Annotated in this window: 15 protein-coding genes; 5 read left to right on the top strand and 10 right to left on the bottom strand. The window is 72.1% G+C overall.

Annotated features, from left to right (window positions below; all coding sequences use genetic code 11):
* Nucleotides 1–4: 4 nt before the first annotated feature.
* The 3 genes from ACZ516_RS12030 to ACZ516_RS12020 form a co-directional block, all read right to left on the bottom strand.
* Nucleotides 5–265 carry a hypothetical protein gene (locus ACZ516_RS12030; RefSeq protein ID WP_358588724.1) on the bottom strand — a complete coding sequence of 87 codons (261 nt, stop codon included), beginning with the start codon at nucleotides 263–265 and terminating at the stop codon, nucleotides 5–7.
* Nucleotides 266–467: 202 nt separating this feature from the next.
* Complete coding sequence (locus ACZ516_RS12025; RefSeq protein WP_358909865.1) at nucleotides 468–686, bottom strand: hypothetical protein; 219 nt, start codon at nucleotides 684–686, stop codon at nucleotides 468–470.
* Between the two features lie 105 nt (nucleotides 687–791).
* A complete protein-coding gene (locus tag ACZ516_RS12020) occupies nucleotides 792–1658 on the bottom strand; it encodes an ANTAR domain-containing protein (RefSeq protein ID WP_469009894.1) in 867 nt (288 codons plus the stop codon).
* Between the two features lie 377 nt (nucleotides 1659–2035).
* Here ACZ516_RS12020 and ACZ516_RS12015 point away from each other — a divergent pair, with 377 nt between their 5' ends.
* Nucleotides 2036–2215: a hypothetical protein gene (locus ACZ516_RS12015; protein ID WP_358588731.1), complete on the top strand. Its 180-nt coding sequence runs from the start codon at nucleotides 2036–2038 to the stop codon at nucleotides 2213–2215.
* Nucleotides 2216–2243: 28 nt separating this feature from the next.
* On the opposite strand, the gene ACZ516_RS12010 is transcribed toward ACZ516_RS12015, so the two are convergent.
* The 4 genes from ACZ516_RS12010 to ACZ516_RS11995 form a co-directional block, all read right to left on the bottom strand.
* Entirely contained in the window at nucleotides 2244–2864 is a 621-nt protein-coding gene (locus ACZ516_RS12010) for an L-threonylcarbamoyladenylate synthase (protein WP_358588733.1), read from the bottom strand.
* A 98-nt stretch (nucleotides 2865–2962) separates the two neighbouring features.
* Nucleotides 2963–3421: a hypothetical protein gene (locus tag ACZ516_RS12005; protein WP_469009892.1), complete on the bottom strand. Its 459-nt coding sequence runs from the start codon at nucleotides 3419–3421 to the stop codon at nucleotides 2963–2965.
* Between the two features lie 105 nt (nucleotides 3422–3526).
* Complete coding sequence (locus ACZ516_RS12000; RefSeq protein WP_469009891.1) at nucleotides 3527–4003, bottom strand: hypothetical protein; 477 nt, start codon at nucleotides 4001–4003, stop codon at nucleotides 3527–3529.
* Nucleotides 4004–4017: 14 nt separating this feature from the next.
* The gene (locus ACZ516_RS11995) at nucleotides 4018–4449 is read right to left on the bottom strand and encodes a hypothetical protein (RefSeq protein ID WP_469009890.1); all 432 of its coding nucleotides are present in this window, start codon (nucleotides 4447–4449) and stop codon (nucleotides 4018–4020) included.
* A gap of 136 nt (nucleotides 4450–4585) precedes the next feature.
* Here ACZ516_RS11995 and ACZ516_RS11990 point away from each other — a divergent pair, with 136 nt between their 5' ends.
* From ACZ516_RS11990 to ACZ516_RS11975, 4 genes are all read left to right on the top strand, one after another.
* Nucleotides 4586–5881: an ATP-binding protein gene (locus tag ACZ516_RS11990; protein WP_469009888.1), complete on the top strand. Its 1296-nt coding sequence runs from the start codon at nucleotides 4586–4588 to the stop codon at nucleotides 5879–5881.
* Complete coding sequence (locus ACZ516_RS11985) at nucleotides 5878–6999, top strand: tetratricopeptide repeat protein (protein ID WP_469009887.1); 1122 nt, start codon at nucleotides 5878–5880, stop codon at nucleotides 6997–6999. Before ACZ516_RS11990 ends, ACZ516_RS11985 begins: the two co-directional genes overlap by 4 nt.
* Before the next feature lie 23 nt (nucleotides 7000–7022).
* Nucleotides 7023–8309: an ROK family protein gene (locus ACZ516_RS11980; RefSeq protein WP_469009886.1), complete on the top strand. Its 1287-nt coding sequence runs from the start codon at nucleotides 7023–7025 to the stop codon at nucleotides 8307–8309.
* Between the two features lie 172 nt (nucleotides 8310–8481).
* Nucleotides 8482–9237: a calcium-binding protein gene (locus ACZ516_RS11975; protein ID WP_469009885.1), complete on the top strand. Its 756-nt coding sequence runs from the start codon at nucleotides 8482–8484 to the stop codon at nucleotides 9235–9237.
* A 9-nt stretch (nucleotides 9238–9246) separates the two neighbouring features.
* Here ACZ516_RS11975 and ACZ516_RS11970 read toward each other — a convergent pair whose 3' ends face one another.
* From ACZ516_RS11970 to ACZ516_RS11960, 3 genes are all read right to left on the bottom strand, one after another.
* Nucleotides 9247–11073, bottom strand: coding sequence for an RICIN domain-containing protein (locus tag ACZ516_RS11970; RefSeq protein ID WP_469009883.1), 1827 nt, complete (start codon nucleotides 11071–11073; stop codon nucleotides 9247–9249).
* A 43-nt stretch (nucleotides 11074–11116) separates the two neighbouring features.
* Nucleotides 11117–12937, bottom strand: a complete 1821-nt coding sequence (locus tag ACZ516_RS11965) for an RICIN domain-containing protein (RefSeq protein ID WP_469009882.1) — start codon at nucleotides 12935–12937, stop codon at nucleotides 11117–11119.
* A gap of 90 nt (nucleotides 12938–13027) precedes the next feature.
* Nucleotides 13028–13858, bottom strand: a complete 831-nt coding sequence (locus ACZ516_RS11960) for an ANTAR domain-containing protein (protein WP_469009881.1) — start codon at nucleotides 13856–13858, stop codon at nucleotides 13028–13030.
* Nucleotides 13859–13905: the final 47 nt, after the last annotated feature.

Below are 13905 nucleotides of genomic sequence, written 5' to 3'. Positions count from 1 at the left end.
GCGGTCAGTCCTGCTGCTCCGCCTCGTTGCGGTTGAGGCCGTGGGCCAGTTCCTGGAGCACTTCGTGCTGGGTCTTTCCGGTCATCTCGGCGAGCTGCAACAGCAATGCGGCACACAAGGCCGTCGCACTGTCGGCGAGTTGATCCAGATTGCCGTCGGCGGCGCGCTTCTCCGCGACGTATTCCTCCATTACGGGCTCGCCGGAAATGTAGGCCGTCATCGCCTCGATGCCCGCACGCACACGGTCGTAGTCATTCATCGTCATGGCCGTAGACTTTCACGTTCTCTCATCATCACGCCAAAGACGGCGACGACGTACGACTGGGCCTTCCAGTGGGCCTTGCGGTGGGCCTTCCGGCAGAAAAACAATCCGAAGGGAAACCCGCGGCGGTGCTGGTGGTCTTTGCCGCGCGGCTGCGGCCGGGACCCGCGAGAGTTCCGTTCGGGTCCCGGCCGCGGCCGTGCGGTCAAGCAGCTTTGCTGTTCCGCGGTTGCCTGTGGTGCTGTGGTGCCGGTGGTGCGTCGCTGCCACCGGGAATCAGGCGCAGGTGCCGCCGACGGGCATGACGGGCATGTCGGGCGGACGTCGTCTCACCTTTGGCGGCGAGAAGCCCGTCTTCCAGACGTGCCATCACGAACAGCACAAACGCCAGCCCCGGCAGGAGGAGGACGGCGACCGCGATCATGCCGCTTCCCTTCCGTTGAGGACGCGGTGCGAGTGCCCGTCACATCGGCGGATAAGACCGCCCAGGCGTGAAGATTCCGCGACGACTCGGCCGGGCCGGCCGGGGCTAGCGGTCGCGGGCCAGTCGGTGGAGGTCCTCCAGGGCGTCGAGCAGGACCGTGCGGCGGTGCCAGTCGATCCACGAGCCGACGGTCCGGCCGGCGTCCTGGAGCGCCAGGAGCTGGGTCCGGGTGAAGCCGGCGAGGGGCCGCGCGTGGTGGGAGGAGATGACGCCGTGGACGTTGTCGGCCGCGTCGACGAGCGGCACGCTGTGGCAGGCACGGCTGCCGGCCGAGAGGATCACGCGCCGGGTGGCGTCGTCGAACCCCCGCGAGGAGGCGATCTCCTTGACCGTGACCTGGTGGCTGGCGCTCGCCGCCCGGGAGCAGGAGGTGCCCCCGTCCACGAACGCGAAGTAGTCGGTGAACTCACGGGGCAGACCGGCGTGCTTCTCCATGCGCAGCACCCCGTCCTCGACCAGCTGGACGTTGCCCATGGACGTACTGGTGACGGTCAGGACGCGGCGCAGCGCGGCGCCGAGCACCTCGCCCTGGTTCCGCGCGTCGAGGGTGCCCGCGCCGAGCGTGCCCAGCGGCGGCGCCGGACGGCGCTCCCGCACCCCGAACCACACGGCGGCACCCGGCGTCGGCCCCGGCGTGCGGGCGACCACGGTGGCCAACTGGTGCATCTTGATGTTGGCCCGCTGAGAGGCCTGGCGCAGCAGATCGAACGCCGCGTCCGCGTCCGGCAGACGGTACCGCTCGACCAGGACGCCCTCGGCCAGCGCGATCCTCGGGCGGGCGCGGACCTGCACCTCCAGCTCGGCCACCTGGCGTTGCAACTGCTGGGCCCGGGCGGCGAGCCGGTCCGCCTCGCTCTCACGCGAGGCCGGCCGTTCGTCCTCGGGGCCAGGCCCGGTCTGGTGCTCCGTCATGCTTTTCTTTCTCCCGCGGCGCGCTCGGAACTTGCTCTCGTGGTTCGGTGAGCAACAACGTTCACGAGGACTCCGCTGTCCTCGCCGCTCCGCCCGGCCCCTGAGAGGGGCGCTCCCCACGCACGGGGGCCGACAGTAGCCGGGCCCGTTCGCCCCTGTCATGGCGGGTCGGGAAGAGCGGCCGAGAACCGCTGGTGGGACGGGGTGCGGGACCGTCCGGCCTGGCCCCAGACGGCGCTAGGGCCGGGCGGAATCAGGGCCCGCCACCAAGCCGGTCACGCCCGGCAGGCATGGAAGGCCCACCCCGGGGCAAGCGGCCGGGTGAGTCACCCCCCTTGTCCGCGCGGGAACGAACCGCGCCCCTCGAAGGAGTAACCGTGCTCGCTCTCGCCGCCGCCGTCGTCTTCGGCATTGCCTGGATCCTGCATCTCACCGAGACATCGACCAACATCTTCTTCGGCACCACCAGCCTGATGCTGCTCGGCCTGACCCTGACCGCGATACACCTCGCGGGCATCGGCGCCGGCTGGTCCCCGCAGAGCCGCCGGCGCCGCTGACCACCGAGCGAGCCGACGGCCGGAACCGCTAGGCGAAACGCGTCGTGTCGCCCGCGCCGTGGCGCACGACCTCGGCCTCGCCGTTGGAGAAGTCGATGACGGTGGTCGGCTCGGTGCCGCAGTCACCGGAGTCCAGGACGACGTCCACGACGTGGTCGAGCCGCTCCTTGATGTCCCAGCCCTGGGTCAGCGGCTCCTCCTCGTCGGGCAGCAGCAGGGTGCTGGACAGCAGCGGTTCGCCGAGCTCGGCCAGCAGCGCCTGGGTGACCGTGTGGTCGGGGATGCGCACCCCGACGGTCTTCTTCTTCGGGTGCAGCAGCTGGCGGGGGACTTCCTTCGTCGCGGGGAGGATGAAGGTGTACCGGCCGGGAGTGGCGGCCTTGATCGCGCGGAACACGTCGTTGTCGAGGTGGACGAGCTGACCCAGCTGTGCGAAGTTCCGGCACATGAGGGTGAAGTGATGGCGCTCGTCGAGATCACGGATCGCACGGATCCTGCCGATGCCGTCGCGGCTGCCCAGCCGGCATCCCAGCGCGTAGCAGGAATCCGTGGGATACGCGATGAGCGCGTCGGCGCGGATGCTGTCGACCACGGTGGTGATGCTGCGCCGCTGGGGATTGTCGGGGTGCACGTCGAAGTACTTCGCCATCGGACGAGTCTAGGTGATCAACGCGCGGATGGCAGCGCGGCGCCCTCCCGGTGGGACGGACCGTGCGCGCCCCCACTTCCACCGGTGGCGCGTCGCGGTCAGTGCCAGGGGCAGCGGGGCAGGCCGGGGAAGGGGTCGGTGGAGGTGAGGACGCTGCTCGCCGGCACGTTGCCCCACGCCTGGAGGCTCGGCAGGTTCACCGCCTCGTCGCCCTGCGTGTAGTACCAGACGTTGTTCCCGCCCTTGTGCGCCTCGCCGTACGACCAGCAGACGAACCAGCTCTGGGTCGTCTTCAACCGACCCGTGACCGGAGCGTCGAAGGCCGGGCGCCCGTACAGGTCCCCCGGGGCGTTGGCGCAGTACAGGTCGCCGGAGAAGGCGTTGCCGAGCGTGTCCTTGTGGGTCACTCCGGGCCGCAGCACGCAGGTGGCCTCGTCCGCGCTCGCGGCGGCGGGCGCCGCCGAGGCCGGGGTGGCGGCGGGCCAGGTGACGGCCGCCGCCAGGGCGAGGGCCGACGCCGCGATCCGCGCGGGCCGCAAGACGGTGGGGAACGCCATGAGTTCACTCCTCGGTTCGACAAGCGAGTCGGTTCGATGGGCGCACCGGCTCCGCGAGCGGGCCGGTGCGGTGGACGAGCAGGGGGCCGGGGCGGAGGGCGCCGCTCAGCTGGGCAGGCAGGCCGGCAGGCCGGGGAACGGGTCGGGCTCGGTCTCCACGCGGAACGCCGGCACGTACCCCCAGCCCTTCCACAGCGGCCAGTTGGTCACCTCGTCGCCCTGCGTGTAGTACCAGATGCGGTTGCCGCCCTGATGCAGGTCACCGCTCTGCCAGCACACGTACCAGCTCGGTGACGTCGTCAGCTTGGCGATGACCGTCCCGTACACCTCCGGGGTGGCGAAGACGTCCGCCACCGTGTTCTCGCAGTACAGGTCCTTCGTGTACGTGTGTCCCTTGACGTCGGTGTGCCGCACACCGTCACGGAGGTGACAGACCGGCCCCGCCGCCGCGGTCGTGGCGCCGGCGCTCGCGGGCAGGCACATCGAGGCCGCCGCCGCGGCCAGCAGCGCCCCGGCGACCCGGCGCCCCGCGCCACGCCGCTCCCGTGGTGTCGGACGGCCACCGCCCCTCTTCGCGTTCATACGTGGCAACTCCCTCAGCCCCATGAGCACTTGGGCAGACCCGGCACCGGGTCCTCGGTGGTCTCCAGCATCACGGCGGGCATGTAGCCCCAGCCCTGCGCGGTCGGCCGCGAGACCACCTCGTCGGCCTGCGTGTAGTACCAGATGTTGTTGCCCCCGGCGTGCGGGTCGCCGACCTTCCAGCACACGAACCAGCTGCGGGTGGTCACCATCCGGCCGACCACCGGGCTGCCCGTGAACGACTGCAGGCGCACATCGCCCGGCGCGTTGTCGCACAGGATGTCCGCGTCCCACTTCATTCCGGTCCAGTCCGTGTGCGGATGGCCCTCCCGCATGACGCACGGCGTGACCGAGGCCGCGGCCCCGGCCGGTGCGGGCGCCGTGCCCAGCAGACCCGTCGTGGCGATGGCGGTCGCGAGCAGCACACCACCGTTTCTTCGCCTCATGGGATCTCCTCGTCCTTCCGTGGATCCGTTTCCTGGCGGGATACTCGCGCAGCCCGCTGACACCGGCCTGACCTCCCCCGCCCAAGATCCGCCGCCCGGCGGGGGAGCGTGAAAGGCGTGTACATAAGGTGGCGGCATGTCCGAGGACTCCCCCCTGATACGAAGCCTGCGCACCGCTGTCGAAGCGGCACCCGCCGATGTGCCCCTGCGGCTGCATCTGGCGGAGATGCTGCTGGACGCCGGGCAGCCGGACGCCGCGGTCGCGGAGGTCGCCGTCGCGCTGCAGCACGCCCCGGGCGACGCCCAGGCCCGTACGCTGATGGCCCGCGCGATGGGCGCCCCCGCCCCCGCCGCCGCACAGTCCGCGCCCCCGCAGGACCAGCCGCTCGTGACCGCCCCGGCGTCCGCGCCCGCGCCCGAGGAACCCAAGGGCCGCGCCGGTTTCGACTGGCGTGCCGCCGCGGACCAGGTCGGCGACGTGATCCCGCCCCGCTTCGTCGAGGCCCCCCTGACCGCCGACGGCAGCGGCGACCCGGGGGACGCCTCCGCCTGGGACGTCGACAAACCCGGCACGATCCGCCTGGCGGAAGTCGGCGGCATGCGGGAGGTCAAGGAGCGCCTGGAGGCCGCGTTCCTCGCCCCGATGCGCAACCCCGAGCTGCGCAAGCTCTACGGCAAGAGCCTGCGCGGCGGGCTCCTGCTGTACGGGCCGCCCGGCTGCGGCAAGACCTTCATCGCCCGCGCGATCGCCGGTGAACTCGGGGCGGGATTCCTGTCCGTGTCGGTCAACGACGTCCTGGACATGTGGATCGGCAACTCCGAGCGCAACATGCACGAGATCTTCCGGACGGCCCGCCGCCAGGCGCCCTGCGTCGTCTTCCTCGACGAACTCGACGCGCTCGGCGCCAAGCGCAGCCGCACCCAGCACAGCGGCATGCGCAACACCGTCAACCAGCTCCTGACCGAGCTGGACGGCATCGACTCCGCCGCCAACGAAGGCGTCTTCGTGCTCGCCGCCACCAACGCGCCCTGGGACGTGGACATCGCCCTGCGCAGGCCCGGGCGCCTGGACCGCACGCTGCTCGTCCTGCCGCCCGACGCCCCGGCCCGCGAGAGCATCCTCCGCTACCACCTCGCCGAACGCCCCGTCGAGAACATCGACCTGGGCAAGCTCGTCAAGGTGACCGACGGCCTGTCCGGCGCCGACCTCGCCCACCTGTGCGAGGCGGCGGCCGAAAGCGCCCTGCTCGACTCGGCGCGCACCGGCACCGTCCGCATGATCGGCATGAAGGACCTGCTGGGCGCCGCGAAGCAGACGGTCCCGTCCGCCGAGCCGTGGTTCGCCTCGGCACGCAACGTCGCCATGTACGCCAACGAGGGCGGCACGTACGACGATCTGGTCACCTACCTGAAGAAGAAGCGGAAGCTGTGAACGCGCTGCACCCGGCCGTCGAGAAGGCCCAGGCCCTGATCGAACTCGACCGCTACGACCAGGCGAAGGCCCTGCTGGCCGGCCGCCTCGCCGAGGACCCCGGCGACGTGCGCGCCTGGGTCAAGATGGGCTACTGCCACCTCAACACGGAGCAGCCCAAGGAAGCGGCGGCCGCCGCCGACGAGGCCCTCGGGCTGGCCCCCGAGGACTACGGCGCGCTCAGGCTGCGCGCCCAGGCGATGGTGCGCGACAACGGCTGGCTCAAGGTCCAGCCCGTGCTGCGCGAGCTGATCCGCGTCGCGCCCGAGGACTCGTTCGCGTACGCCATGCTCGCCGACGCCGTGTGGCGCGAGGCGCTGGTCCGTTACGGCAAAGAGAGCGGCGCCCGACAGCTCACCGCCGACGTGATCGACCGCATCACCCGGGAAGCCGCCGACCTGGCGATGGAGGCACTCCGGCTGGGCCCCGAGGACCTCTACGCCCATGAGATCGCGCACCGCATCGCCAGCACGGCCGGGAACGGCACGGTCTCCGACATGCTCGACGAGGCCATCCTGCGCATCGACCCGCAGCACGCCGAGGCCCTCGCCCGGCAGACGAGGAAGGCGGCACGAGCCCCGGGCGTCGGGGCCACCGAGGCCGCCGACCTGTACGCGGACGCGCTCGCCGCCGAACCGAACTCCGCCGACCTGCGGGAGCAACTGGACCACGCCACCTACCGCCTCCTGCGCGGCACCCGCTGGCTCGCCGTCCTCTGCGTGGCGCTGGCGGGCGCCATGGTCGACGTCTTCCCCGCCGAGGACCGGCCCGCCCCCGAGCTGCCCGTGCCCGTGGGCCAGCGCCTGTGGTTCCTGTGCATCATGGGCGCGATCTGGGCCTTCGGTGCCTGGCGCCGCTATCGCCGGCTGCGCGCGGGTGTGCGGCTCAACGTCCGCTCCCTGATCCGCCGGGGCCGCTGGGCCCGCGTCGTCCTCGCGCAGGCGGCCTGGGCGATGCTGTGCGCCGTGCTGATCGCCGAGATCCCCTGGACCGACCGGTCCGTGCCGCAGCTCCTGTTCTGGGCGGGGCTCGTGCCCACGGCGGCGACCATCTGGTTCGACCGGAAGAAGGCCGCCTAGCAGCCGTTACCCTCGATCCCACCATGACGAACCACCGCACGCCGCTGGAACCCAAGGCGGACAAGGACACGGTGCGCCGGCACAACCTGAGCCTCGTGCTCCGTGCCGTGCACGACGAGGGCGAGACCACCCGGGCCGCCGTCGCGGGCCGCTCGGGGCTGACCCGCGCGGCCGTGTCCTCGTTGACGGAAGAGCTGCTGGCCGGCGGCTTCCTGACGGAGTCCGGCAAGGCGTTCAGCGGTCAGGCGGGGCGCCCCGGCACGGTCCTGAAGGTGGCGCGCACCGGATTCGCCGGGCTCGGCGTGGAGATCAACATCGACTACGTCACCGTCTGCGTCGTCGACCTCGCGGGCACCGACCGGGTACGCCTGACCGAACACGTCGACAACCGCGACGTGCCGCCCACCGAGGTCATCGCACGCGCCGCGCGGATCGCCGCCCACGCCCTGGAGTCGGCGGCGGAGCAGGATCTGCACCCCGCGGCGGCCCATCTGGCCCTGCCCGGACTGGTCTCCGGTGGCGTGGTGCGCCACGCCCCGAACCTGCGGTGGAACCGCGTCGCCGCCGAGGGCATGTTCGCCCAGGCCCTGTCGAAGCTGCGGCTCATGCGACCGCCGCACCCCGCCGCCGACCCCGCCCCGCGCCCGCTGCCGGTGACCACGGGCAACGAGGCGGACGCCGCGGCGCTCGCCGAGCTGTGGTTCGGGCGGCTCGGCAAGGTCCGCAGCTTCCTCTACCTCACCGGCGAGATCGGGATCGGCGGCGCCCTGCTCGTCGACGGCGAACTGCTGGGCGGCGCCCACGGGTTCGCCGGCGAGATAGGACACTTCGTCGTGGACGAGGAGGGGCCCGAGTGCCGCTGCGGCGCGCGTGGCTGCCTGGAGCAGTACGCGGGACAGGCGGCGCTGTTGCGCGCGGCGGGCATCGCCGAGGGCGCCGGGCAGCCCGGCGTCGCCGCGCTGGAGCGCAGGGCGCTGGAGGGCGACGATCAGGCACGCGCCGCCATCGCGGTCGCCGGGCGCAGGCTGGGCCTCGTGCTGTCCGGCGCCGTGAACCTCGTGGACCCGGACGCGGTCGTCCTCGGCGGCACCTTCCGCGCCCTGATGCCCTGGCTGCGCGACCCGATCGAACGGTGTCTGGAGCGCCGCGTCGTCTCCGGCCTGTGGGGCGCGGGCAGCGGCAGACTGCGCGCCTCGTCGGTGGCCGGCGACGCGGCCCGCGGATCAGCGGCCCTGGTCGTCAGGGACGTACGGGCGGACCCGCAGGGGTACGCGGAGCGCGCAGCCACGACGCGCGGTCGCCACCGCTGACCTGACCGACCGGACATCGGCGGCGGTGTCGGCCGCCCAGGGTTGTACGCGACACGCGTGGTGATCAACACACTGATGAAGATGCGGTGAAGAACGTAGAGTCGTCGTGATCACAACTTCTGCCGGGGCGGATCGTCAACTCCGGCGTCACCATTATCCCGTGGGGGGATTCATGCGTCACCGCATCCGCATCGCCGTGCTCGGCTCGGCCCTGGCCGCGACCGGCATCATGGCGCCCAGCGCCTTCGCCGCCCCGTCCGCCGACGTGACCATCGACAAGGTCACCGTCAACGGCGGCAAGCCGATCGTGCTCGGCACCACCGCCGCGCAGTCCTTCACGGTCTCCGTGACGGCGTCCGACGACTCCGGCATCGAAGAGGCCGACATCACCCTGTACGGTCCGGCCTCCGCGATCGCCCTGCCCGCCTCGGCGCCCAAGTGCGTGGACTCGAGCGCGACGACCGCGACGTGCACGGCGAAGTTCACGCTCGACCCGGACACCGACTTCTACGACAACAGCCCGGCCGGCGCCTGGTACGTCGACACGATGGTGACGGCGAAGGACATCGACACCGTCCTCCTGGAGAAGGCCGGCACCTTCAAGGTGCAGCGCCTGTCCAAGCTGACGGCGGACGCCTCGCCGGAGCCCATCAAGAAGGGCAAGACGCTCACCGTCACCGGTGCGCTGACCCGCGCCAACTGGGAGACCCACAAGTACGCGGGCTACACCAACCAGCCCGTGCAGCTCGAGTTCAAGAAGAAGGGCGCCACGACCTACACGGCCGTGAAGTCCGTGAAGTCCGACACCAAGGGCAACCTGAAGACCACGGTCAAGGCCGCCACCGACGGCTACTTCCGCTGGAACTTCGCCGGGAACGCGACGACGCCCGGGGTCAAGGCCGCCGGCGACTACGTCGACGTGCGCTGACCCACTCCCTCAGGCGACACCACGCCGCACGAAGACGTCGTGCGTGCCGTTGGTGTCGCCCGGGACCAGGTCCGATGCGGCGGAGGAGAAGGCGACGAGCGCCCCGTCGGCGCTGATGGCGGCCTCGGACGAATAGTGGTCGACGTCCTGCCCGTCGGTGTGGGCGGTGCTGACGCGCCGCGTCCCGCCGGACTGCCGGTCGTGGACGAACACATCGCTCACCCCGTTGGCGTCACGGGCGATGAGGTTGGCGGCCGAGGACGAGAACGCGACATGGCGCCCGTCGGCGCCGATCGACGCACCTCCCGAATGCCCGTCGCCCTGCGTGCCGTTGTCGGCCACGCTCACGCGCTGCGTGGTGCCCGACTGCCGGTCCCGCACGAACACGTCGATGCGCCCGTTGGTGTCGCCGGCCACGAGGTTGGTGGCGCTCGACGAGAAGGCGACGTGGCGCCCGTCGGCGCTGAGGGACGGGGCCATCGAGCCCCGGTCGCCCTGGCCCCCGCCGCCACTCACGCTCACGCGCTGCGTGGTGCCGCTCTGCAGATCGCGTACGAAGACGTCGTCGGCGGCATTGGTGTCACCTGCCGTGAAGTTGGTCGCCGAGGAGGTGAAGGCGACCTGCCGCCCATCCGCGCTGATCGCCCCCGCCGTCGACCCCCCGTTGCCCTGGGCGCCCCCGCCCGAGACACTCACGCGCTGCGTGGTCCCGGTCTGCCGGTCGTGGACGAAGACGTCGTCGGCGCCGTTCGTGTCACCCGGCACGAGGTTGCTCGCGCCCGAGACGAAGGCGACGTACCGCCCGTCACCACTGACCGACGGCGAGAACGACCACCCGTTGCCCTGGACACCGCCGCTGCTGACGCTGACCCGCCGCGTGGTGCCGCCGGTGCGGTCGCGCACGAAGACGTCCCGGTGCCCGTTGGTGTCACCCGCCACCAGACCCCGCGCGACGGACTCGAAGGCCACGTACCGTCCGTCCGCGCTGATCGACGGCTCGTCGGACCACTCGGCGGGCTGACTCTCGGCGCCGCCGTCGGTGAGGCTGACGCGTTCGGTGACGCCCGCCGTCCGGTCCCGTACGAACACGTCCGCCGCCGCGTTCTTGTCGCCGGGTACGAGGGTCGTCGCGTCGGAGGTGAAAGCGGCGTAGCGCCCGTCCCCGCTCAGGACCGGCGCCGCGTCCATGAGCTGCGCGGTCGTCTGGGCGCCGCCCGAGGCCACATTGACCCGTTCGGCCACGGTGGCGGGAGGCAGGACGGGCGGATCGTCCAGCGGGCTCTCGTTCCCCACCCGGGGCGCCCGCTGCATGAATCCGCTGCCCGACTGGCCGTAACACTGGGCCAGTTGGAGAGCGGCCCCCGCCTCATGGGTGCCGGAGGCGACGTCGAGGCAGAGGGCGGGAGCGGGCCCGGCCGCCTGGATCGCCACATGCTCGCTGCCGGTGTCCAGGAGCCGGAAGTCGGCGCCGGCCGGTGCGGTGCAGTTGCCCTGGCGGGTGTGGGTGCCGACGTGGGCGGAGGCGGGGTCGGGGACGGTCAGGCAGAGGTTGCTGTGGGCGTTGACGATGTTGAGGGTGCCGCCCCCGCTGGGGGATTCCCGTACGTACCATTCGGCGCCGGCCTGTCCGGTGCAGTCCGCCTGTACGACGGGGGCGTCCTGGGACGGGGAGGAGTCCTTGGTCTCCAGGCACTTGCCGCTGTGGACGGCGACGACGTTCACGGCGGACGCGGCATGCGCGGCGGGAGCGCCCAGCGAGAGCGAGGCCACCGCCATGACGGCCGCCGACGGGACGCTCAGCAGCCGCATCCGACGCGGCCACACGAACTGACGCATGATCAAGCTCCTTGAGGCACGGGGGGCGTGGGGGCATGGGGCACTAGGGAACGAGGCGACGGAGGAACACGTCGGGGCGGCCGTTGCTGTCGTCGGCGACGAGGTTGGTGGCACCGGAGGCGAAGGCGACGGAGCTTCCGTCGGCGCTGACCGACGCCGAGGAGCACGGCGCGTCCGCCTCGATCCCGCTGCCGGAGGTGCTGACCCGGTGGGTGACGCCGTTCTGCCGGTCCCGTACGAACACGTCGGCCACGCCGTTGGTGTCGCGCACGAGCAGATTGGTCGAGCCGGAGGTGAAGACGACGTACCGCCCGTCCCCGCTGAGCGCCGCGTCCGCCGCGTAGCCGTTGCCCTGGCCGCCACCGACCGAGAGGCTGACGCGTTCGGTCGTGCCGCTCTGCCGGTCGCGCAGGAAGACGTCCTGCTTGCCGTTGCTGTCGCCCCTCACCAGGTTCGACGCATGGGAGGCGAAGGCGATGTGCCGGCCGTCCGCGCTGATCGACGGCGCGGCGGCGTGGCCGTTGCCCTCGCTCTCGTCGTCGGCGACGCTGACCCGCTCGGTGGCGCCGCTCTGCCGGGACCAGACGAAGACGTCGTGCTGATTGTTCGTGTCACCGGGGACGAGCGCGGCGGAGTTGGAGACATAGGCGATGTGCCCGCCGTCCGCGCTGATGGCCGGGGCGGTCGAGCTGTCGTAGCCGTCGTTGCCGCCGCCGGTCTCACTCACGCGCCGGGTGGTCCCGCTCGCCAGATCGCGGACGAAGACGTCCCATTCGTTGTTGACGTCCTCGGGCGCCAGGGTCGCGGAGAAGGACGCGAAGGCCACATGGCGTCCGTCGGCGCTGAGGGAGGGGTCGGACGATCCGGAGTTGCCCTGGGTGCCGTCGGTGGCGACGCTGACCCGCCGGGTGGTGCCGGTCTGGAGGTCGCGTACGAAGACGTCACCCGAGCGGTTGGTGTCGCCGGGGACCAGGTTCGACGCGTCGGACGTGAAGGCGACATGGCGTCCGTCGGCGCTGAGGGAGGGTTCGGACGATCCGGAGTTGCCCTGGGTGCCGTCGCTCGCGACGCTGACCCGCCGCGTGGTGCCGGCCTGGAGATCGCGTACGAACACGTCGCCGTAGCCGTTGGTGTCGCCCGCCACCAGGTCCGCCGCGTTGGAGACGAAGGCCACGTGACGCCCGTCCGCGCTGACGGCCGAAGCGCCGTGGGAGTCGGAGACCGGCTTGGACTGGCCACCGCCGGAGGCGACGCTGACCCGCTCCGGGGGCGCGGTGGGAGTGCCGGGCGGCGGTGGATCGAGCGGCACTTCGTTGCCCACGCGAGGCAGCCGTTGCGCGAAGCCGGACCCGGACTGCCCCTCGCAGGTGGCGAGTTGCACGGGCACGCCGATCGCGTGGGAGCCGGAGGCGACGTCGAGGCAGAGGGCGGGCGCCGGTGCGGCGGCCTGGATCCGGACGTACGCGGTGCCGGTGTCGACGAGCCGGAAGTCGGCCCCGGCCGTGACGGCGCAGTTGCCCTGGCGGGTCCGGGTGCCGGCGCGGGCGGAGGCGGGGTCGGGGACGGTCAGGCAGAGATTGCTGTGGGCGTTGACGATGTTGAGGGTGTTGCCGCCGCTGGCGGATTCGCGGACGTACCACTCGGCGCCGGCCTGTCCGGTGCAATCCGCCTGCACGACGGGCGCGTCCGGGGACGGCGAGGAGTCCTTGGCCTCCAGGCATTTGCCGCTGTGCACGGCCGTGATGTTCACCGCCGAGACGGCGGCCTGCGCGGTCGGGGCGCCCGCGCCGACGGAGGCCGCCACGGCACCCCCCACCGCGATCAGCGCCGCGCCCGTCCGCCACCGCCACCGCTGTAGGCGCATCGCCCTCGTCCCTCCCGCCGGGTCCTGGCAGCGTGGCCGCCGGCGCTGACGCGCCTCTGACGTGACGCCGGCCTCCCAGGTGCGCGGGGTTCAGGGCCCGCAGGCCGGTGGTGTGCCGAGCGGCTCGGACGCGGGGCGCGGAGTGCTCGTCGTCGTTCCGGTGCCGGGCGTCGGGCGGGCGGTGTCCGTCCTGGCGATCGCGGCCGCCAGCTGCCTGCGCACGGTGTCGGGCAACGCGCTGCCCGACGCCGTGCCCACCAGCTCCCCGGCCAGGCGGTGCAGCTTGGTGTTGGTGTTCTGCGACGCCGAGACCAGGACGTCCCAGGCGGCCTCGGGGCTGAGATTGAAGGAGGACATCAGCATGCCGCGCGCCAGATCGATGGTGGGCCTGGTCCGCATGGCCCGCCGCAACTGGGCGACCACGGCCCGCAGATCCTGTTCGCTCTCCTCGCCCTTACCGGCCTCCTCGCCCTTCTCGGGTCCGTGGTCGGCCGCCGCCGCGCTGTGCCCGCCTCCTTGCTCCACGGGCGCGAACAGATGGCGGGTACCGGTCAGGTCAAGCAAACGGTCGACCCAGGGACTGCTGTGGCCGATCGTGAGGATCTTGCCCTGTTCGAGCGCCGACTGGCGCAGGCCGAGCAGCAGATTGAGCCCCGAGCAGTCACAGAAGCCCACCCCGCGCAGGTCTAGGTCGATGACGCGTGCCGACCGCCTCAGGGCCTGCCGCAGATCGGGCCGTAGCAGCCGGCCCGCCTCCAGGTCCAGCTCTCCTCGCAGAACGACCCGCAGCCGCTCGCCCTCGACCAAGGAGTCGAAGCCGGCCGTCGGTGCCGCGGCCGTCCGGGACACCGGTGTTCGATCACCCCGCCCGTCGTGGCCACCCTCCTGCTCGAGGGATTCGGGGTGTACAGGCTCCGGCATGGCCTCTCCCTCTCGTTTCGCCCAGCGCCGCTCCTAGGCTGCCCTCC

Source organism: Streptomyces sp. NPDC034037 (assembly GCF_055575715.1).
The sequence above is the reverse complement of the archived record's forward strand: the minus strand, read 5'-3'. Positions and strand labels throughout refer to the sequence as shown.

Excerpts from the sequence above, each read along its gene's own strand:
- ACZ516_RS12020 (WP_469009894.1), bottom strand. The coding sequence starts at position 1,658 with ATGACGGAGCACCAGACCGGGCCTGGCCCCGAGGACGAACGGCCGGCC.
- ACZ516_RS12025 (WP_358909865.1), bottom strand. The coding sequence starts at position 686 with ATGATCGCGGTCGCCGTCCTCCTCCTGCCGGGGCTGGCGTTTGTGCTG.
- ACZ516_RS12005 (WP_469009892.1), bottom strand. The coding sequence starts at position 3,421 with ATGGCGTTCCCCACCGTCTTGCGGCCCGCGCGGATCGCGGCGTCGGCC.
- ACZ516_RS12030 (WP_358588724.1), bottom strand. The coding sequence starts at position 265 with ATGACGATGAATGACTACGACCGTGTGCGTGCGGGCATCGAGGCGATG.
- ACZ516_RS11975 (WP_469009885.1), top strand. The coding sequence starts at position 8,482 with ATGCGTCACCGCATCCGCATCGCCGTGCTCGGCTCGGCCCTGGCCGCG.
- ACZ516_RS11995 (WP_469009890.1), bottom strand. The coding sequence starts at position 4,449 with ATGAGGCGAAGAAACGGTGGTGTGCTGCTCGCGACCGCCATCGCCACG.
- ACZ516_RS11970 (WP_469009883.1), bottom strand. The coding sequence starts at position 11,073 with ATGCGTCAGTTCGTGTGGCCGCGTCGGATGCGGCTGCTGAGCGTCCCG.
- ACZ516_RS11980 (WP_469009886.1), top strand. The coding sequence starts at position 7,023 with ATGACGAACCACCGCACGCCGCTGGAACCCAAGGCGGACAAGGACACG.
- ACZ516_RS12000 (WP_469009891.1), bottom strand. The coding sequence starts at position 4,003 with ATGAACGCGAAGAGGGGCGGTGGCCGTCCGACACCACGGGAGCGGCGT.
- ACZ516_RS11990 (WP_469009888.1), top strand. The coding sequence starts at position 4,586 with ATGTCCGAGGACTCCCCCCTGATACGAAGCCTGCGCACCGCTGTCGAA.
- ACZ516_RS11960 (WP_469009881.1), bottom strand. The coding sequence starts at position 13,858 with ATGCCGGAGCCTGTACACCCCGAATCCCTCGAGCAGGAGGGTGGCCAC.
- ACZ516_RS11965 (WP_469009882.1), bottom strand. The coding sequence starts at position 12,937 with ATGCGCCTACAGCGGTGGCGGTGGCGGACGGGCGCGGCGCTGATCGCG.
- ACZ516_RS12010 (WP_358588733.1), bottom strand. The coding sequence starts at position 2,864 with ATGGCGAAGTACTTCGACGTGCACCCCGACAATCCCCAGCGGCGCAGC.